The sequence below is a fragment of the Natrialba hulunbeirensis JCM 10989 genome, from assembly GCF_000337575.1.
GTDB classification, from domain to species: domain Archaea; phylum Halobacteriota; class Halobacteria; order Halobacteriales; family Natrialbaceae; genus Natrialba; species Natrialba hulunbeirensis.
Window position 1 is genome coordinate 15,258 of the sequence record NZ_AOIM01000021.1, and the last position, 18,689, is coordinate 33,946.

Genomic DNA, 18,689 nt, shown 5'->3' on the forward strand with positions numbered 1-18,689 from the left:
TAATGGGACTGCTTAGATACGCCCTTCGACGCTTCGTTCAGATCATCCCGGTCCTGTTCGGCATCGTGACGCTGATGTTCGTCATGATGCACGCGCTGCCGGGTGATCCCGTTCGCCTCTATCTCGGTACCGAACCGGGCCAGGAGCTGGCGGACGATCTGATCGAAAGCTACGGCTTCGACAGACCGCTTCACGAACAGTACTTCGATTACCTCGTCCGCCTCGGTCAGGGAGACCTCGGTCAGTCGTTCGTCTACAACCGACCGGTGTCTGATCTCATCTGGGAGCGAATGGAGCCGACGCTCGTCGTGATGGGGTTGTCCTACCTCGTCGCGCTTCCGATGGCGATCGGTCTCGGGATCTACGGCGCGGCGCGCCACAACGAAGCCGGTGACCACGCCTCCCGATTTGCCGGACTCGCCGGCATCTCGACGCCGAACTTCTGGCTGGCACTGATGCTGATCTACGTGGTGACGTACCACCTCGAGTTGTTACCGGCGTCAGGGTACACGTCGCCGTTTATCGATCCGATAGAGTCGCTGACGTTGCTCATCATGCCCGTCATCACCCTTGCGACGGCCCAGACGGCGCTGCTCATGCGAATGACGCGCTCGAGCATGATCGAGGAACTTCGCGCGGATTACATCGAGACGGCGCGCGCCTACGGGATTCCCGAACGGAAGGTACTGATACGACACTCGTTCCGCAACGCGTTGTTGCCCCTGGTGACGATCGTCGGGCTTCAGGTCTCGACGCTGCTCGGCGGGAGCGTCATCGTCGAAGAGATTTTCGCTATCCCCGGACTGGGACGGCTGTTCTTCGACTCGCTCATCGATCAGGACTACTCCGTCGCTGTCGGGGTGACGTTGTTCTTCTCGACGTTGTTCCTGATCGGCGTCGTGCTCACCGACATCGCGTACGCGTACATCGACCCACGGATCAAGTATGATTGACGTAGCACCGAACCCACCGACGGCATCGTCGGTTGCGACACCAGACACAGCAGTAGCACCGGCACCGGCACCGGAACCGACACCGATACCGACACGAGCACCGTGGAGGGATGACCGATGAGCGGCGAAGAGAATCGCGTCGGCGACGCAGAACTCTCCGCTAACGGCCGCGTGCTCGGGACGCTCGCGAAGCTCAGGCACAGCCCGACGTCGGTCGCCGGACTCCTCATTGTGGGTGTCCTCGTTGCGATGGCGATCTTCAGCGCGATCGATAGCTTCCTGTTCAACCGGGCGATCATCACGTGGCTCCACGCCGATCCGCACGCGATGGATCAGAGTATGCGCTACTCCGAACCGTCGAGAGCGCATCCGTTCGGAACCGACCGCTACGGCCGTGACGTGTTCGCGAGGATCATCTACGGCAGCCGAACGGCGCTGACAATCGGCATCCTCGCCGTTGGAATCAGCTTCGTCGGTGGCGTCATCATTGGCGCGATCTCGGCGTACTTCGGCGGCTACGTCGACGACGGCCTCATGCGAACCGTCGAGGTCCTGTACGCGATTCCAGGCCTCGTTCTCGCGATGATCTTCATGGCAATCTTCGGACCGAGTATCTACAACCTCTTCATCGCCTACGGGATCGTCGGCATTCCGGCGTACGCCCGGGTGATGCGCTCCGAAGTGCTCTCCCTGCGAGACCGTCAGTACGTCGAGGCGGCGAAACTCGCGGGGCTGCCCCGACGAACGATTCTCTTTCGCGAGATCGTTCCCAACGGCCTCGCGCCGGTCGTCGTGCAGGCGACCCTATCGATGGGGACCGTCATCATCGGCGCAGCGGCGCTCTCGTTCCTCGGATTCGGCGTGCAACCGCCGACGCCCGACTGGGGCCGAATGCTCGCGGACGGCCGGACGGCGCTGCTCGTCGCGTGGTGGGTCGCGCTGTTCCCCGGCATCATGATCTTCCTCACAGTTATGGGATTCAACATGCTCGGCGACGGACTGCGAGACGTAATGGACCCGAAAACGACCGTCGAAGACGTCGGCTACGAGGATTTCGACGTGGACTCGATCCTCGAAGACGACGGCCACGGCGAGCTCTCACCGGACGAGGGCGACCGCCAGCAGACGGCAACCGACGGTGGTTTCGAGCAACACGACGCAGCGTCACCGACACCGGAGCGAGGTGATCGTTCGTGAGCCTTCTCGAGGTCGAAGACCTGCAGACGTACTTCTTCACGTCCGACGGCATCGTGCGCGCGGTCGACGGCGTGAGTTTCGAGGTCGAAACCGGTGAATCGCTCGGACTCGTCGGCGAGAGCGGCGCTGGGAAGAGCGTCGCCGTCAAGAGCCTCATGGGGCTGATTCGAGAACCCGGTCGGATCGTCAACGGGAGTATCCGGTACGACGGCCAGGAATTGACCGATCTCAGCGAGCAGGAACTCAGACGCGATATTCGCGGCAACGAAATCTCGATCATCTTCCAGGACGCGATGTCCGCGCTCAACCCCGTCTTCACCGTCGGCGAGCAAATTGAGGAAGTCATCGTCGAGAACACGGACCGCTCGCCCACTGAGGCACGCGAGCGAGCGATCGAACTTCTCGACGACGTTGGCATCCCGGATCCGTCACAGCGAATCGACGAGTATCCACACCAGTACTCCGGCGGCATGCAACAGCGGGCGATGATTGCGATGGCACTCGCCTGTGACCCGCAGCTGATCATCGCCGACGAGCCGACGACGGCACTCGACGTGACAATTCAGGCGGGAATCCTCGAACTGTTCGACGAGATTCAGGAGAAGTACGAGACGAGCATGGTGTACGTCACGCACGACCTCGGCGTCGTCAGAGAGGTCTGTGACCGCGTGGCCGTCATGTATCTCGGACGAGTGGTCGAGTCCGCTCCGTACGAGGAACTGTACCAAAACCCGAAACATCCCTACACGCAGTCGCTGATTAACTCGGTCGTCACGCCCGACGAGACGCTCGACGAACTCGATCCGATCGGTGGAACCATGCCGAGTGCGGTCTCACCACCGTCCGGCTGTCGGTTCCGCACCCGATGTTCGGTCGAGTTCGGCGAATGTTCGCAGCTGACGCCGCCGTTGTACGACGTCGGCGACGACGAGACACATACGGCTGCCTGTCTGCGATATGACGAGGGTGTCGAACGCGAGGAACCGGCGTTACACGAGTCGACGACCAGCGAGCCGGCCGTCGTGGAGGAACAGACAGATGACTGAGAGTGAGACCGAGACCGAGACCAAGACCGAGATCGAGACTGACGCTGACGCTGCGACCGAGACGCAACCGCGAACTGACCGCAACCGAGCACGAACTGACCGCGACCGAGGTGCGCTATGAGTACGATCGACCGAACCGACGATGGGGGACCCAGTGGAACGAACCGTACCGACGACCGGACCGGTGGCTCCGATCGGGAGCCGCTACTCGAGGTCACCGGACTCCAGAAACACTTTCCGGTGAACTCGGGGCTGCTCTCGTCGATCCGATTCGATTCGGACTCGAGACCGTTCCCGTTCCGTTACGACCAGTCGAGCGTCAAAGCAGTCGACGGCGTCGACTTCGAACTGCGCCCCGGTGAAACGCTTGGCATCGTCGGGGAATCTGGCTGCGGAAAGTCGACGCTTGCACGAACGATCCTCGGCCTCGAGGAACCAACTGCCGGCGACATCACCTTTGACGGCCAGCCGACGGACGAAATCCCCGAAGGCGAGTTCCGCAAGCGAACACAGATGGTGTTTCAGGATCCCCAGTCGAGCCTGAACCCGCGCCGAAAGGTCGGCCACATCATCGAGGACCCACTCGAGGGAACCGACTGGCCGCGGCCCGATCCGTCGGTCCGCTCCGAAGCCGAGGTGCGAACCGAAGACCTCTCCGAGTACGCAGTCAACGCCACCGTGGACGACAACGCGGAACTCGTCGTCGATCCGGTCGACGGCGTCGCGACGGTTCTACTGACGGTTCGTCCCGTCGGTGACCCAACCGAGACCGCCGTCGAGACGGCCGACGACGTCGCCGTCGAACTCCCCTGGGGATTCGACGCCGCCGTCACCGTCGACGACACCCAGCGAACGATTGACATCGATGTCTCCGTCTCCGCCTCCAAAGCCGACCTTCGACGCGAGCGTGCACTCGAGTTACTCGAGCAGGTCGGCCTCAAGCGCGAGTACTACGACCGTCATCCCCACGAGTTCTCCGGAGGACAGCGCCAGCGGATCAACCTCGCGCGGGCGCTGTCGATCAATCCGGATCTCGTCGTGGCGGACGAGCCAGTTAGCGGACTCGACGTGAGCGTGCAGGCCCAGATTCTCAATCTGATGGACGACCTGCAGGAGGAGTACGGGCTGACGTACCTCCTGATTTCACACGACCTGAGCGTGGTTCGGTACGTTGCCGACCGCGTGGCCGTGATGTATCTGGGCGAGTTCGTGGAAATGGCCCCGACGGAGGAACTGTTTACCGAGCAGTACCACCCCTACGCCAGGGCGCTGTTGAGCGCCGTGCCGAACCCGGACCCGGACCAGCCGGGGATCGAGTCGGTGATTCAGGGCAACGTACCGAGCGCCTCCGATCCGCCGCGAGGCTGTCGATTCCACACGCGTTGTCCGTCGTTCATCCTGCCCGACGGTTTCAGCGCCGCGGGGTACGAGGCGTACGACGAACTCCTTGAGGCTGTCCGTGAGAAGGAACTCGAGGGGAGTGATCCGGACGTGGTTGTCGAGGCGTATCTCGGGGATAGTGATTCTGGCGACACTGGCGACACCGCTGCCGACGCCGCGGGCGACGGCGGGACGATCCCACCTGGCGCGAGGTCGGACGCGCGCCAGGCCGTCGAACGCGCACTCGCGGGCGACTGGACGGCTGCGAGAGAGCGTCTCGAGGCTTACGAATCGATCTGCCAGTCGTCGACGCCGGCGCTCGATCCTGCCGGTTCGACGGACGGGACAACTGCTGTCGAAACCGAACGGTTGACGGCGTGTCATCTCGAACTATCCGATCAGGGAGGTACCCGTGAGCCGTAACGAACAGCGACCAACCGAACAGGTCCAGTCCGAGTCGCAGTCCGAATCACAGTCCGAGTCGCTGGTCGAGTCGGCGTTTCCCCACCTCGACCGGATGAGCGCGAGTGTCTACGCCGCCGACTTGCGGACGGGCGAGCCGATCGTCACGTCGAACCCACACGTCCCGCTGTTGCCGGCGTCGAACGCAAAACTCGTGACGGCGGCGCGCGCGTTCGACGAACTCGGGCCGGACTACCGATTCGAGACGACGCTCCACGCCGACGGCGCGGTCCAGGAGGGCCACCTCCTCGGCGACCTCGTCCTCACCGGGTCCGGCGCGGCCGACCTTTCACAGGGCGACCTGCTGGCGCTCGCCGAGGACGTCGCCGACGCCGGCATCGACACCGTCGCCGGCGAACTCGTCATCGACGCCTCGGCGTTCGACCACCAGTCGCTCGGCCCCGGCTGGACGTGGGACGACGGCCAGTTCGAGTACGGTGCCAAGAGCACGCCGCTCGCACTCGAGCGAAACACGGTCGACATCACCGTCAGCCACCGCAACGGCTCGGTCACCGTCGACGCCTCGCCGACCTCGGAAATCGTCCGGATCGAATCGGACGTGACGACGGGGCCGACCGAACAGCTCGAGGTCTACAAGAAACGCGCCTCCGAGGTCATCCGCGTCGAGGGGCAGATCCCACCCGGCGAGACGACCGTCGAGGCGAGCCCCGTCGACGACCCCATGATGCACGCCGGCTCGCTGCTCCGACAGGCACTCGAGTCCACCGGTGTCACCGTCGACGGCTGGACCCGGATCGAACACGAGTCGGTCGACACCGACGGCCCGCCCTGTGCGGTCGTCGAGTCCTCGCCACTGTCCACGCAGGTCCGTACCATGCTCGTCACCTCGGACAACTTCGTCGCCGAGCAACTCGCCCGCACAGTCGCGCTCGACCTCGAGGGCGAGGGCTCCTGGGACACCTGGGAGGACCACGCCACCGACTTCCTGGAGGCACGCGGCGCCGACGCCGTCCGACTCCGCGACGGCTCCGGTCTCTCGCGGTACAACCTCCTGTCGGCCGCGAGTATCGCCGCCGTACTCGAGTGGAGTCTCGACCAGCCCTGGGGTGACCGGTATCGCAGTTCGCTGCCGCTGGCTGGCGTCGACGGAACTGTCAGCAACCGACTCGAGGATGCACCGCTGCCGGTCAGAGCGAAGACCGGCACCCTGACGGGCGTCCGAGCACTCTCTGGCTACGTTGAGGACCGAGAAAATGAACCCGCAATCGTCTTCTCGTGTCTCCTCTCGAATCTCACGGGTGACCACGAAGCGGTTGCAACGGACCGCATCGACGACCTCGTCGAATCAATTATCGAGACGGCTGCACTCGAGTAGCCTGCCGGTGTTCGCCGTTGATACCAACGCTCACTTTCAAAGTCGTCACAGCACAGTCACCGATCGTGAGGTTGTCATACCGATTGCAACGACCAGTTCCGGTCCTCACGGCGACTGTAACTGCGCCGTCTCGCTCCGTTCGCGATCCTTGACCTCTCCGAGAATACGCTCGAGAACGACCGACTCTCCCTTTCGGAGGTGCTCGAGTGCAGTCGGGCCGGAGACATCGTGTTTCTCGGCGAGGTCCTTCGCAGCAATGTCTCGCGGCCAACCGTAGTAGCCCTCCTCGAGTGCCGAGAGCAGATACTCCGTCTGGCGGACGGAGAGATCGTCTCTGATCTCGTCGATGACGGTGTGGTTGGTCGAGGGGTTTGGCTCGTAGTCAGTCACGCGGAGGATGTCGACATCCGCGTCCGCCTCAAGGGTCGAAATCGCGGAGCTGATCCCACCACCGTCGACGAGCAGCGTCCAGTACTCTGCGTTGTCCTGGATGCGGATGTCGCCGATCGGGGTCAACGACGAACTGATGATCGCGTCGTAGATGGACGACTCCAGCTTGTATCTGGTGTGGATCCGGAGCGATTGGAGACCGCCGTCGAGGCGGTCAGTCGAGCGGACGGCAGGGGCGGCTGCTGCCTCGTCCGCGACTGCGCCGAGATCGAGGTCGTCGCCGCTAACGACGACTGTTGCTAGAATGTCTGTTCCGTCCGAGCAGATGTCGGTGACGACGAGCGTTGCGTCTGGATACGTTCGGGTCAGCCCCAGCATCCAGCACCCTTCGTGCCACAGTTGGAGGTCGAGTCGCTTTTTCATGGACGATCGGATACTCTCGCATCCTGATATTGGGTGTCATTCACATTCATCATATATAGAACTGTGTATTCGACGGACGCTCATCGTCGCCGACCGGTCGGCATCCCTAGCATGCGAGGGAGGGGGCTTTCACGGGACTGTACGCCATATGGTACCAATGGATCTCACCCAGCGGCGAGACCGCCTACTCGAACACGAGGCAGCGCTGTGTGCACCACACGACAGTCCGGTGTACGTCTTCTACGAGGACGACGTCCGGGACAACTACCGAACGCTTCGAAGCGCGCTCGACGAGCATTATCCTGACTCGACCATTCACTTTGCCGTCAAGGCCAACTACAATCCTGCTATCCTCTCGATTCTCCGCGACGAGGGCTGTCACGCCGAAGTGTACGCCCGCGGCGAACTCGCGGCGGCACAGACGGCCGGCTACGACGCTGACGACTTGCTGTTGACCGGGATGAACCGTCGTCCCGAGGACATCGAACGCGCCTTGGAGCAGGGCGTTGGTCACTTCCTCGTCGACAACGCGACCGAACTCGAACGACTCGTTGCAGCCGCGCGGAAAACCGACGTTCGCCCGCGCGTGTTGATTCGCTGTAACCCATCGATGGAGGTCCCTACCCACCCCGAAGTCGCAACGGCGACACTCGAGACGAAGTTCGGGCTGGACATCGATTCGGGTCGCGCGATGGCAGTCACCGAAAAGGCGGTGGCCGCCGAGGAAATCGACCTTGCGGGCATTCAACTCCACATTGGGAGCCAGATACAGAGTGCCGAGCCATACGGCGTCGCCGCCCGGGAGATGTGTGCGTTCGCTGCCGACATTCGCGACGAACTTGGCGTCGAGATCGACGTCCTCGACCTCGGTGGCGGGCTTCCGGTGCCGTACGACGACGACGTGCCAGCGCCCGAGACGATCATCGAGACGATTGCGACGAATGTCAAAGACTCGCTCTCAGAGGCTGACATTCCACTCCCGACGCTCTTTCTCGAACCGGGCCGGCGACTGGTCGGCAACGCCGGCACGTTGCTCGCCCGCGTCGGCGTCATCAAGGAGACGCCGTACGCGACGTTCGCCGTTCTCGACGCCGGGACGAACACGGTGTCGTCGTACTGGCCGTACCCGATCTACGCGCTCTCGGATGAAGAGCCGACCGAATCCTATCATCTCGCCGGACCACTTTGCTACTCGGGTGACGTGCTCGCCGAGGACGTCTCGTTGCCGCCACTCGAGCGCGGCGATACCATCGCGATCGACCGCATCGGTGCCTACTCGCTCGGCAGTGCGTCGCACACGAACGCCCAGCCGAAACCGCCGATCGTTCTCCTGCGTTCGAACGGCGATGTCGAGACGATCCGTCAGCCGGAGTCGGTCGAGGAAATTATCGGCAACGCACAGCAGCTCGAGGACCTGGCACTCGACGACGTAACGACGGAGGCCGACTGATGACTGCGGGCACCGCAGTCGAGACGGCCGCGTCGCTCGCCATCCAGCAGGCAACGACGCGATACGCCCCAGACGAGCGGGCTGCCGTCGCCGACGTGGCTGTGAGCGTCTCCGACGACGCCGTCGTCCTTGAGGGGACGGTAAGCACCGAGCGCATTCGAACGGGCGTTCGCGATGCTGTTCAGGAGGCTGTTTCCGCGCAGTCTGAAGATAGCACCGACGCCAACGCAGTTCGCGACGAGGTGACCGTACTCGAGTCCCTGGCTGTCCCGCGCACCACTCGTCGTCGCGTGGTCTCCGTCAGGGGCAACCCTGAGGAAGACGCTGAGCAGGTCACGAAGGCACTGTACGGGGAATCCCTGACGGCCTATGACGGCCGTGACGGCTGGCGTCGCGTTCGGACCGCCGACGGCTACCTCGGCTGGGTCGTCGAGGAGGCACTCTGCGAACCCGGCGTCATCGACGAGTGGGGACCAGATGCTGCTGTCGCAACTGCGCCGGCTGACGTGCTCGGAGACGAGGGTCGTGATCCTGACAGCACCGTCGATCTCGACACCGTTCCCGCGGGTGTCGAGTGTCGCATCGAATCGAGCGGAACTGACTCGGAGTCTAGCGGGACCGTCTCCGAGGCGACCAACCAAGGCGAACTCGTCGTCTCCTTCCGAACCGGTGCTACAGCACGATTCCCCGCCGATGCCGTCCGCGAGACGACCGGACTCGGTACCGGAGACGATGTGGTCTCCGTCGCGAGCCAGTTCCTCGAGACGCCCTACGAGTGGGGCGGGATGACCAGCGACGGAATCGACTGCTCCGGCCTCGTTCGTATCGCCTACGCGGCCATCGGCATCCTCGTTCCGCGCGACGCAGACCAGCAGTCCACGCTCGGGACAGCCGTCGACCGCGACGAACTCGAGCCCGGGGATCTGCTCTTTTTCCCCGGCCACGTCGCGATCAGCCTCGGCGGCGACGACTACATCCACGCCTACGGCAGCGACGATGGGGTGACGATCAACAGTTTGGACCCCGACGACGAGCAGTACGTCGAATCGCTCGACGAGTCGATGACGGCCACGAAGCGGCTCCTGCCGGCCGATGCTGACTCGATGGAGGTGAGCCGATGATCGTCGATCGCGTCGACGTCTACCGGATCGAGTTCCCCCTGACCGACTCGTTCGAGATTTCGCTCGGGACGAAACACCGTGCGACGAACATCCTCGTCGAACTCGAGACCGACTCCGGCGTCGTCGGCTGGGGTGAAGGCGCGCCGCTCGCGCCGATCACGGGCGAGACGATCGACAGTGCCATCGCTGCGGCAACGGCTGGCGCGGCGGTACTCGAGGGCCGCGATCTTCGCGACCGGCGCGAACTCGCGCTGGAACTCGACACGGCGCTCCCCGGGGCGGTCTCCTCGCGTTTTGCACTCGAGACGGCGCTGTACGACGCCTACTGTCGCGAGCGGGGCATTGCGCTGGCAGAGTGCTTCGGTGGGAAGCCGGAGCCGGTGCGGACCGATATCACGGTCGCGATCGTCGACCCGGAAACCGCGGCGGCAGAGACAGAGGCGGCCAAAGAGCAGGGCTTCGACGAGTTCAAAGTCAAGGTCGGGAGCGATGTAGCGTCTGACCTGGAGCGCGTCGCGGCCGTCCGAAATGCGGCACCTGACGCGGGCCTCAAGGTCGACGCGAATCAGGGCTGGACGCCGAAGGAAGCGATCCAGTTCGCAGACCGGGCTGTCGACCGCGGGCTCGATGTCGGGCTGCTCGAACAGCCAGTCCACCGAGACGACGTCACCGGACTCAAGCGCGTCACCGAGGCCGTTCGCACGCCGGTCGCGGCCGACGAGACGGTCTTCACGCCCGCCGATGCACACCGGGTCGTCTCGGAAGGTGCCGCCGACGTGATCAACATCAAGGCGGGCAAGTCGGGGCTGACCGACGGTGCTGCCATCGCCGAAATCGCACGCGGCGCGAATCTCGACGTGATGGTCGGCTGTATGTTAGAGAGTGCGCTCGGCCTCCACGCCAGCGCCCACCTGGTTGCCGGTCTGGGTGACTTCTCGTACGTCGATCTCGACGGCAACCACTCGTTCGAGCGCGGGCTCGCCGACCTCCCGTCCGGACCGACGCACGAACTCACCGGACCCGGCCACGGGATCGTTCCCGATCCGGATGCCGTGCCCGAGTCGCCCGTCGAGCGATGACGCCTGACTTCGGCGATGCTGCTTCCGGTGACGCTGCTTCCGATGACGCTGCTGACGCCGCCCCGCCCACCGACACTACCGACTCCACCACGCCAACCGACACCACCGACGCCACCGCTATCGCCACCGAGCGAGTTCAGTCGCTACTCGAGGAGGGCCTGGAACGCGAGTACTACACGGCGGCAGTCGCCGTCGCCGGCGGCGTCGACGAACTCCCGATCACGGTCGCCGTCGGACAGCCGTCGCCGACCGACGAGCGCGCAGTTGACCTCGAGACGCCGTTCGACTGCGCGTCGCTCACGAAGCCGATCGTCACCACGACGGTGCTGTTTCGGCTCCTCGAACGGGGCGCGGTGACGCTGACCGACGAACTCGGCGACCACCTGCCTGCACTCGAGCGCCACCGGCGCGGCGAGATTCCGCTGTGGCGGCTTCTGACGCACACGTCCGGCCTACAGCCGTACGCCTTCTCGCCTGAGTGGGACGGTGTCGACGACGTGCTGGCGGGCCTCGCCGACCGACAGCTGTTCGACCGTCGGCTCGGCGACGGCTTCGTCTACAGCTGTCTGAACTACGTCTACCTCGCGGCTGCTCTTCGTCATGTGACCGGAACCGACCTCGCAACGCTCGCCGACGAGCACGTGTTCGGCCCAGCCGGCATGCGTGATTCGTCTCTCGGGCCGTACGAGACGGGTGATTCGGAGTCCGAACTCGAACCGAACGTCGTCGCGACGTACGACCACGAGTACGGCCGCGGCGAGTGTCGTAACGAGATTCACGACCCGCTTGGAAACGCAATGGGCGGCGAGAGCGGCAATGCCGGACTGTTTGCGACGGCTCGTGATGTCGCGCAGTTTGCGCGGACGCTGCTCGCCGATTCGGATTCTGATTCGGCGTCGGTAGCGTCGACTCGATTCCTCTCGCCTGCGACCATCGACTGCCTCCCGGTTCGGCGGAGTGGAACGGAGACCGCATCGCAGGGCTACGGCTGGCGCGTCGGGACGGACCGCATTCCGGCACCGCAGTGGTCCGAGCGAACGATCGGTCACACCGGCTTTACGGGCACCTCGCTGTGGATCGATTTCGACCGGGGACGCTTCGCCTGTCTCCTCACGAACGCCGTCTACGAGCAGGTGCAACTGTACCGGTTCCGACAGCGCTACCACGCGATCGTGGCTGCGTCGCTGTTTGGGCGGTAACGTCCAGATCCGTTACCACCATGCTGAATCGGGTTCAACGGTTCGTACGGGCACTGAAACGGGTAGATCGCCTATAGCGTATTCACCGGACACCGAGATACCCCGCGGCTTCGGTAGCGATCGTTTCCGTCGTCGACTCGACGAGTTGTCCCTCTTTGCGCTCCATGTCGACATTCCGAATCGTGACGACTGTCCACGGATTCACGTAGCTCTCCCGTGGTAGTCCGCCCGAGGCGAAGTCATCGTCAGTGAGCGGGATCGCAACCGGCCGTTTCGTCGTCGTGGCCGCCGCGTAGAGTGCTTCCTCGTCGCGGAACGAGTGTGTGCGATCAGTCAGACAGACGTACGGCCGGTAGTCATGATCTGCGAGAAGATCGGGGCCTTTGACGACCGCACCGCGCTCGTAGACAGCTGTCATTCCTCGTCGCCGTAGTAGTCGTCCGTCGTCGAACTGGAGCTAGCGTTTGTCTGTGCAGCGTAGGAGGCGAGCCGGTCATCTTCGGCGATAGCCCAGTATCGGCCGCGGTGACGAACGAGGCCCCGTTCCTCAAGACGGGACAGTGCAGCCCCGACGCTCCCGCGCTTGATGTTGGTCGCTTCGTGAAGTTCGGTCTGTGTGAACGCCTGATCGCTGTGGGTCGCGAGGAATTGCAGCAGCCGATACGGGTGCGTCCCCTCCTGGAGATCAAGTGCGCTCACGGGTTCTTCGTCGAACCGGTCGATACTGATTGGCATGCGTAATAGAACGCAATATAGTGCAATAAGCCTGTGGGACGGGAATATTTCACTCTATCACTATTACAATTTTGATCCACGGAAACCCAACAGGGCCTGCTCTCTGTTTGTTGCCTCTCTTTCGAACGGCCCACACGCCGACCGCCCCAGCCTAGCTACCAAGGGTGGGGGTTTTAGCTCCCGGCCGGGGATCCGTCGCCCATGGCAGATTTTGACACAGTCATTCGGAACGGCCGACTCGTCGATGGTACTGGGTCTCCGTGGTTCAACGGTGATGTTGCCGTTCGGGACGGCCGAATCGCTGCGATTGGCACTGTTTCTGGCACCGGCGCAACCGAACTCGACGCAGACGGCCACGTCGTCGCCCCAGGGTTCATCGACATCCATACGCACTCCGATTACACGCTCCCCGCGAACCGAGCGGCCCACAGCAAGGTCCGTCAGGGCGTCACCCTCGAAATCGTCGGCAACTGCGGGACGAGCGCAGCCCCACGGCACGGACTCGCTGCGGAGGACGTCGACGAGGGGTTCGCCTATCGCGGCGTCGGCGACGTCGTCGACACGAGCCAGTGGGAGACGATGGCCGAGTACCTCGACCACCTCGACGACCCCGAGGCTGGCGGCGTCTCGCTCAACGTCGGCTCACTGGTCGGCCACGAAAACGTCCGAATTCCCGTGCTCGGCTACGAGGACCGCGAGCCGACGGCCGACGAACTCGAGGAGATGAAGGCCCTCCTCGACGAGGCGCTTTCGGACGGCGCTGTTGGCCTCTCGACGGGCCTCATCTACACCCCCGGCGCGTTCGCCGAGACCGAGGAACTCGTCGAACTGGCCGGCGTCGTCGCCGAGCACGACAAACTGTACACCACCCACATGCGAAGCGAGGGCGACGATATTTTCGCAGCACTCGAGGAAGCCATCGAGATCGGCGACCGCGCTGGCGTCCCGGTGCAAGTCTCCCACCACAAGGCCGTCGGTCGCGACAACTGGGGGAAGGTCCGGTACACCCTCCGGCGGATGGAACGCGCCCGCGAGGACGGCGTCGAAATCCAGTGCGAACAGTACCCCTACACCGCGTCCTCGACCAGTCTGGTCGCCCGCCTGCCGACCTGGGCTCGCGAAGGCGGCACCGAGGCGACACTCGAGCGGTTGACCGACGACGAAACGCAGGCCGAGATTCGGCGGGCACTCGAGTCGAACACCGATTCCTGGGACGATATTCTCATCACGAACGTCCGGACGGCGGAACTCGAACACGTCCAGGGGAAGACCGTCGGCGAGCTCGCCGAGCGAGTAGACGAATCCCGAACGCCCGCTCAGATTGTCGTCGACTTGCTGATCGAGGACCGCTGTCGCCCTCGACACATCCACTTCAGCATGAGCGAACAGGACGTCGAGGAGGTCATGGCCCACGACCTCACGATGATCGGCAGCGACGGCAACTCGTTGCGCCCGGCAGGGCCGCTCGGCAAAGGCGTTCCACACCCGCGAAGTTACGGCACGTTCCCGCGGGTGCTCGGCCACTACGTTCGCGAGGAGTCAGTCATCTCACTCGAGACGGCCGTCTACAAGATGACCGGCCAGCCCGCAGCCAGGCTCGGACTCGAAGACCGCGGCGTTCTGAAACAGGGGATGTGGGCGGATATTACGGTGTTCGACCCCGATACGGTGAGCCAGGGTGGGTCGTTCGTCGACCCGGCCGTCTATCCGGACGGGATTCCGCACGTACTCGTCAACGGTGAGTTCGTCGTGCAGGATGGCGAGCATACGGATGCGCGCCCCGGAGTCGCGCTTCGGTGAACGCTTCGTCGTTTTTTGACGTCTAGCGGTGGGCAGGTATCGCGGCAGAGCGGTCGTCAGTATTGGTCTTGTACCCTGTCGATTTTGCACTGTACGCACAGGTCGTCAGCAAAACAGGAGACGCTGTCGTAGGGGCAGTCGTACGCCTCGACGTGGACAGACTGGCGACGCTTTTCCTGTCGCCAGACGCTTTCCCAGTCGTCGATATCCATTTCAGCGGACGTGAAGACGACGTTTCCGTCTCGGTCTTCGATTTTTGCGACCGTCACGTCGGACTGGTTTGCTTTGACGACTGCAATTGCGTCCTCGTAGGAGCGACAGCTATGTGCTTTCGTTCCGGTTGCATCGTCCAGCAGTCGGACCGTAATCGATCCGTCGTACTCCTCTGTCGGTTCGAGCCCACCAGTCATACCGAGTAGTTCTGGAAGATGGCGCAAAAGCTTGGGGGCACTGCTAGTAGTGTTTCAGCCAAACATCGTATCCACTACCGTCCCCGTTCCTGGGGCCTACAGCTGAGACAGACTGAGTTCCTCGGGATTGGTCAGAGGTGGGTCACGAACCAGTTACGGGCTGTCGCGACACTGGACACTGACTGCAGGTAAGGGATAGACCAGTTACCACGATTATTCAACCGGTTCATTGGACACCTACTCTCTTTCCCATCCCTCTAGATACTGTGTTGCTGAAGTTAGTCTATCAATCCGGTTTTGAGGGAGGAATCGCACCGAAACGTCCAAGTCATTATCGGGATAATCATTAGGCAGCGTATGACCTTCTACGACCGGGAGGACGAACTCACTGCACTGGAAACGGCATACGGATCGCCTGATAATGCCTTCTACGTCGTATACGGACGCCGGCGTGTTGGCAAGACAGCGCTGCTCAAGGAGTTCTGTGCTGGCCGGCCGCATCTCTACTATCTGGCCGCCCAGGAGGCCGAAAGCCGCCAGCGTGAGAAGTTCGTCGAGCAGATCGCCGACGGATTTGACGAACGTGTCCCACGAATCGACGGGTGGGACGACGCGTTCGAGTATCTCGGCGAGAAACTCAAATCAGAAGAGAGAGTCGTCGTTATCGACGAGTTCCCGTATCTAATCGAGGAAAACGAGTCGCTTCCGTCTTACATCCAGGCGTTCGTCGACGAGCAACTCCAGCATACCGACTCGATGCTCGTGTTGTGCGGCTCGAGTGTGAGTGTAATGGAGTCCGAGGTGCTCGGACACGAGAGTCCGCTGTACGGGCGTCGAACCGGCCAGATCGATCTCCAGCCGTTTTCCTTCCAGCAAGCCTGTGAGGTCATCTCGTACGATATCGGGGACGCAATTCGTTCGTATTCGGTCACTGGTGGCACGCCACTGTATCTCACGCTCTTCGACTACGAGCAGTCACTAGCCGAAAACATTCAGACACACGTTCTCTCTCCGACCGCAGTCCTGTACAACGAACCGGAGTTCTTGCTCCGGACCGAGCTGCGGAATCCTGCCCGGTACCTGAGCATCCTCGAGGCGGTCGCACTGGGTCACACGACCCCGAACGAGATTTCGGGAGCTACTGGCATCGACTCGGGGCCGCTCTCGAAGTACCTCCAGACGCTTCGGCAACTCCGGCTCCTCAAGCGAACGGTTCCGGTCACGGCATCGAAACAGAAATCCAAGCGATCCCGGTATCGCGTCGCGGACGAGTTCCTCCGCTTCTGGTTCCGTTTCGTCGAACCGAATCGCTCCAGTATCGAGGAAGCACCGTCGCTCGTGTTCGATGGCACGATCGAACCTGACCTACCCAGACACGTCGCAACGACGTTCGAAGACGTCTGTACGGAGGCCGTCTGGGAGCTGATCAGGCGCGGCGAGTTCAATCCGTACTCGGCTGTCGGCCGATGGTGGTACGGTGAAGACGAGGTCGACATCGTCGGCCTCGCACCCGAAGCTGACCGGCTTCTCCTCGCAGAGTGCAAATGGACCAGCGATCCAGTCGGTCACGGCCTTGTCGACGATCTTCGTACGAAGGCCGAGAGCGTCCGCTGGGGGCCCGACGATCGGACCGAACAGTTCGCCCTCTTCTCGAAAAGCGGCTTCGTCGATGGGTTGGCTGACGAACTCGACGAGGACTGGTCTCTGTTCGATCTCGATGATCTCGACCAGTTGTTCGGGACGGTTTGATCGGTAGCCGCCTTCGAAGGCGTTCTGTCAGTCGGCTCTGACTGCCCGGATCAAGATCAGTACGACGAAGTAGACTCGGTTCGCCGGTTCGAGCAATGCCGGCAGTGTTCGAGCCTGCGTTGGACGAGCTCGCAGCTTCGGAGCAGCGGGTGCTCGGTCCACGGTCGTTTCGCGACTACGTCACGACGCATGACCTCGACGCCACCCGGACGGCGCGATACATTTCGGTCGACTCGCTCGCAAATCTCGCACCGGGGTTACGCGAGGCGGGCGTCATGGTGCTTCGGACGGGGTCCGCACCGAACGGGACCGGCACGGCTTTCTTGCTCGTCGACGGCCCGAACGGGGTGACTGATTTCTTCCTTCAGGATGCGGACCTCTTTGATGATCTGGAACCTGGTCCGGTGCCGAGTACCGTCGAGCAGGCACAGCTCCTGAACTTCAGCGTGCTCCCGTCGCTCTCTGAAACGTCTCTCGTCAACCTTGGGCTCGCATCCGGTGCGCTCTCGCACGCACTCGATCTCGACACGACGGGGGCACTCGCACCGCCCGCTACCGGCCGGTCGACGTTTACCTTCGACTGCCGTCCGCACAGTGACATCGATGCCACCGTCACACACCGAAGCGGGCAGGTCGAAACTGACACGCTCTTCGTCGAGCGCCGGGACGGCGAGCCGACGCTGTTCGTGGTCGAAGCGAAAACCGGGCCACGAGCAACGCTCGCCACGCACAAGCTGGTCTATCCAATCCTTGCCGTTGCGGATAGTGTTCCATCCGACATCGAGATTGTACCCGTCTATCTGCGTTGTCGGCAGACGGACGACACTATCACGTTCGACGTTGCCGAGTGTTCGTTTCCCGATCCTCGAATGCGGGTTCCTGGTGTGGACGAACTCGAGGTCGTTCGTTCGAGCGTGGTCGAACTCGACGTGCCTGGCGCCTAGTTGGGCCACAATCTGGCTTACAATCTGGCTTTGTCACCTGGGTTCGTGACTGAAAACCGTGTACAGCGTCGAAACTCAGTTATGCGAAAGCACACTATTATCGTCGATTTTGCTAGGTTCGGTCTTGAGACTGTCCACAGTCGTGTGTAGCTCTCCGCTTTTCTTTCGATTCGAAACGATGAGAGTAGTCAGCTTTAACGCAGGACATCGAAGAAACGGTGTCATGAACATCATTGCGGAATACACGATACGGACCCCGATACTGCCCACGGTTCTGGAGGCGGTCCCGGAAATGGAAGTCAGAAATACGGCGCTCTATCCCGACTCTGGTGACCGAGGGAAGATTCTCATCTGGGCGTGGGGAGACGATTTCGATGCATTCGACGACGCGCTCGGCGACCACGATCTGGTTCGTGAGTACGACTGTCTCGCTCAAACCGGCGACCGGCGTCTCTACGCCATCGTTCACATCGCAGACCTGAAAGACGGCCTGCCCTATCCACTCCTGTTCGAGAATAATGGAGTCGTGCTGGACGCGACGGCAACACGAGACGGGTTCGACATGCGAGTACGATTCCCTTCACGAGAGAGCCTGAGACGATATCGAGCGGGTTGCAAAGAGCGAGGGATCCCGTTTCGCTTGCAGACGCTCTCCGAAGCGGACGGGGCAATGGGTGACGGCGCATCGGGTGTAACCGACACCCAGCGTGAGGCGCTCGTGTGTGCACTCGAGCTCGGGTACTTCGATATTCCGCGGCAGGTGACGATGGACGAGGTCGCAGACGAGTTAGCGATCTCGACGCAGGCAGTCTCGACACGTCTCAGACGCGGCCAACAGAATCTCGTTCGAAGTTTGTGAACTCTTTGCACTTTTTGACTCTTTGCAGCGAGTAGTCGGCTCCTTATAATACATTGACCTGGTAAACGGGTACCGCTTCAATCGCGGTGTGTCTATGAGTGACTATCTCACCCATGACACGACTGCGACGCTATTCGGACAGCACGGTCGAGACTT

18 protein-coding genes are annotated in these 18,689 nt (G+C 62.6%); 14 read left to right on the top strand and 4 right to left on the bottom strand.

Annotation, left to right across the window (positions count from 1 at the left end; translation table 11 throughout):
• Positions 1-2: 2 nt before the first annotated feature.
• The 6 genes from C483_RS08090 to dacB all read left to right on the top strand — a co-directional run bounded on the left by C483_RS08090 (position 3) and on the right by dacB (position 6,374).
• Positions 3-953 carry an ABC transporter permease gene (locus C483_RS08090; protein WP_006652867.1) on the top strand — a complete coding sequence of 317 codons (951 nt, stop codon included), beginning with the start codon at positions 3-5 and terminating at the stop codon, positions 951-953.
• A gap of 117 nt (positions 954-1,070) precedes the next feature.
• Positions 1,071-2,150, top strand: a complete 1,080-nt coding sequence (locus C483_RS08095; RefSeq protein ID WP_006652868.1) for an ABC transporter permease — start codon at positions 1,071-1,073, stop codon at positions 2,148-2,150.
• A complete protein-coding gene (locus tag C483_RS08100) occupies positions 2,147-3,196 on the top strand; it encodes an ABC transporter ATP-binding protein (RefSeq protein ID WP_006652869.1) in 1,050 nt (349 codons plus the stop codon). Before C483_RS08095 ends, C483_RS08100 begins: the two co-directional genes overlap by 4 nt.
• Positions 3,189-3,317 carry a hypothetical protein gene (locus C483_RS21075; protein WP_275039992.1) on the top strand — a complete coding sequence of 43 codons (129 nt, stop codon included), beginning with the start codon at positions 3,189-3,191 and terminating at the stop codon, positions 3,315-3,317. The genes C483_RS08100 and C483_RS21075 overlap by 8 nt, the downstream gene beginning before the upstream one ends.
• Positions 3,314-4,999 (top strand): ABC transporter ATP-binding protein, encoded by a 1,686-nt coding sequence (locus C483_RS08105; protein WP_006652870.1) that lies wholly within the window; start codon positions 3,314-3,316, stop codon positions 4,997-4,999. Before C483_RS21075 ends, C483_RS08105 begins: the two co-directional genes overlap by 4 nt.
• On the top strand, positions 4,989-6,374 hold the full coding sequence (gene dacB, locus C483_RS08110) for a D-alanyl-D-alanine carboxypeptidase/D-alanyl-D-alanine endopeptidase (protein WP_006652871.1): 1,386 nt from the start codon (positions 4,989-4,991) through the stop codon (positions 6,372-6,374). The genes C483_RS08105 and dacB overlap by 11 nt, the downstream gene beginning before the upstream one ends.
• A 105-nt stretch (positions 6,375-6,479) precedes the next feature.
• Here dacB and C483_RS08115 read toward each other — a convergent pair whose 3' ends face one another.
• The gene (locus C483_RS08115) at positions 6,480-7,187 is read right to left on the bottom strand and encodes a helix-turn-helix domain-containing protein (protein ID WP_006652872.1); all 708 of its coding nucleotides are present in this window, start codon (positions 7,185-7,187) and stop codon (positions 6,480-6,482) included.
• 157 nt (positions 7,188-7,344) lie between these two features.
• On the opposite strand from C483_RS08115, the gene lysA reads away from it, so the two are divergent.
• The 4 genes from lysA to C483_RS08135 are packed head-to-tail and all read left to right on the top strand — an operon-like array spanning position 7,345 to position 12,036.
• Complete coding sequence (gene lysA / locus C483_RS08120; RefSeq protein WP_006652873.1) at positions 7,345-8,637, top strand: diaminopimelate decarboxylase; 1,293 nt, start codon at positions 7,345-7,347, stop codon at positions 8,635-8,637.
• Positions 8,637-9,758, top strand: coding sequence for a C40 family peptidase (locus C483_RS08125; RefSeq protein ID WP_006652874.1), 1,122 nt, complete (start codon positions 8,637-8,639; stop codon positions 9,756-9,758). The genes lysA and C483_RS08125 overlap by 1 nt, the downstream gene beginning before the upstream one ends.
• Positions 9,755-10,837, top strand: coding sequence for a dipeptide epimerase (locus C483_RS08130; protein WP_006652875.1), 1,083 nt, complete (start codon positions 9,755-9,757; stop codon positions 10,835-10,837). The genes C483_RS08125 and C483_RS08130 overlap by 4 nt, the downstream gene beginning before the upstream one ends.
• Positions 10,834-12,036 carry a serine hydrolase domain-containing protein gene (locus tag C483_RS08135; RefSeq protein WP_006652876.1) on the top strand — a complete coding sequence of 401 codons (1,203 nt, stop codon included), beginning with the start codon at positions 10,834-10,836 and terminating at the stop codon, positions 12,034-12,036. The genes C483_RS08130 and C483_RS08135 overlap by 4 nt, the downstream gene beginning before the upstream one ends.
• Before the next feature lie 82 nt (positions 12,037-12,118).
• Here C483_RS08135 and C483_RS08140 read toward each other — a convergent pair whose 3' ends face one another.
• Entirely contained in the window at positions 12,119-12,454 is a 336-nt protein-coding gene (locus tag C483_RS08140; protein WP_006652877.1) for a hypothetical protein, read from the bottom strand.
• Positions 12,451-12,771 carry a MarR family transcriptional regulator gene (locus C483_RS08145; protein ID WP_006652878.1) on the bottom strand — a complete coding sequence of 107 codons (321 nt, stop codon included), beginning with the start codon at positions 12,769-12,771 and terminating at the stop codon, positions 12,451-12,453. Before C483_RS08145 ends, C483_RS08140 begins: the two co-directional genes overlap by 4 nt.
• A 201-nt stretch (positions 12,772-12,972) precedes the next feature.
• On the opposite strand from C483_RS08145, the gene C483_RS08150 reads away from it, so the two are divergent.
• Entirely contained in the window at positions 12,973-14,571 is a 1,599-nt protein-coding gene (locus C483_RS08150) for an N-acyl-D-amino-acid deacylase family protein (RefSeq protein ID WP_006652879.1), read from the top strand.
• 56 nt (positions 14,572-14,627) lie between these two features.
• Here the strand turns inward: C483_RS08150 and C483_RS08155 are convergent, their stop codons facing one another.
• Entirely contained in the window at positions 14,628-14,981 is a 354-nt protein-coding gene (locus C483_RS08155) for a hypothetical protein (protein ID WP_006652880.1), read from the bottom strand.
• A 357-nt stretch (positions 14,982-15,338) separates the two neighbouring features.
• On the opposite strand from C483_RS08155, the gene C483_RS08160 reads away from it, so the two are divergent.
• From C483_RS08160 to C483_RS08170, 3 genes are all read left to right on the top strand, one after another.
• A complete protein-coding gene (locus C483_RS08160) occupies positions 15,339-16,730 on the top strand; it encodes an ATP-binding protein (protein WP_006652881.1) in 1,392 nt (463 codons plus the stop codon).
• A 95-nt stretch (positions 16,731-16,825) separates the two neighbouring features.
• Complete coding sequence (locus C483_RS08165; RefSeq protein WP_006652882.1) at positions 16,826-17,674, top strand: DUF6997 domain-containing protein; 849 nt, start codon at positions 16,826-16,828, stop codon at positions 17,672-17,674.
• A gap of 223 nt (positions 17,675-17,897) precedes the next feature.
• The gene (locus tag C483_RS08170) at positions 17,898-18,533 is read left to right on the top strand and encodes a helix-turn-helix domain-containing protein (RefSeq protein ID WP_006652883.1); all 636 of its coding nucleotides are present in this window, start codon (positions 17,898-17,900) and stop codon (positions 18,531-18,533) included.
• Positions 18,534-18,689 lie beyond the last annotated feature (156 nt).

Coding starts and splice junctions, on each gene's coding strand:
- C483_RS08095 (WP_006652868.1), top strand. CDS start 1,071: ATGAGCGGCGAAGAGAATCGCGTCGGCGACGCAGAACTCTCCGCTAAC.
- C483_RS08160 (WP_006652881.1), top strand. CDS start 15,339: ATGACCTTCTACGACCGGGAGGACGAACTCACTGCACTGGAAACGGCA.
- lysA (WP_006652873.1), top strand. CDS start 7,345: ATGGATCTCACCCAGCGGCGAGACCGCCTACTCGAACACGAGGCAGCG.
- C483_RS08115 (WP_006652872.1), bottom strand. CDS start 7,187: ATGAAAAAGCGACTCGACCTCCAACTGTGGCACGAAGGGTGCTGGATG.
- C483_RS08090 (WP_006652867.1), top strand. CDS start 3: ATGGGACTGCTTAGATACGCCCTTCGACGCTTCGTTCAGATCATCCCG.
- C483_RS21075 (WP_275039992.1), top strand. CDS start 3,189: ATGACTGAGAGTGAGACCGAGACCGAGACCAAGACCGAGATCGAGACT.
- C483_RS08150 (WP_006652879.1), top strand. CDS start 12,973: ATGGCAGATTTTGACACAGTCATTCGGAACGGCCGACTCGTCGATGGT.
- C483_RS08105 (WP_006652870.1), top strand. CDS start 3,314: ATGAGTACGATCGACCGAACCGACGATGGGGGACCCAGTGGAACGAAC.
- C483_RS08140 (WP_006652877.1), bottom strand. CDS start 12,454: ATGACAGCTGTCTACGAGCGCGGTGCGGTCGTCAAAGGCCCCGATCTT.
- C483_RS08125 (WP_006652874.1), top strand. CDS start 8,637: ATGACTGCGGGCACCGCAGTCGAGACGGCCGCGTCGCTCGCCATCCAG.
- C483_RS08155 (WP_006652880.1), bottom strand. CDS start 14,981: ATGACTGGTGGGCTCGAACCGACAGAGGAGTACGACGGATCGATTACG.
- C483_RS08170 (WP_006652883.1), top strand. CDS start 17,898: ATGAACATCATTGCGGAATACACGATACGGACCCCGATACTGCCCACG.
- C483_RS08135 (WP_006652876.1), top strand. CDS start 10,834: ATGACGCCTGACTTCGGCGATGCTGCTTCCGGTGACGCTGCTTCCGAT.
- C483_RS08130 (WP_006652875.1), top strand. CDS start 9,755: ATGATCGTCGATCGCGTCGACGTCTACCGGATCGAGTTCCCCCTGACC.
- C483_RS08165 (WP_006652882.1), top strand. CDS start 16,826: ATGCCGGCAGTGTTCGAGCCTGCGTTGGACGAGCTCGCAGCTTCGGAG.
- C483_RS08145 (WP_006652878.1), bottom strand. CDS start 12,771: ATGCCAATCAGTATCGACCGGTTCGACGAAGAACCCGTGAGCGCACTT.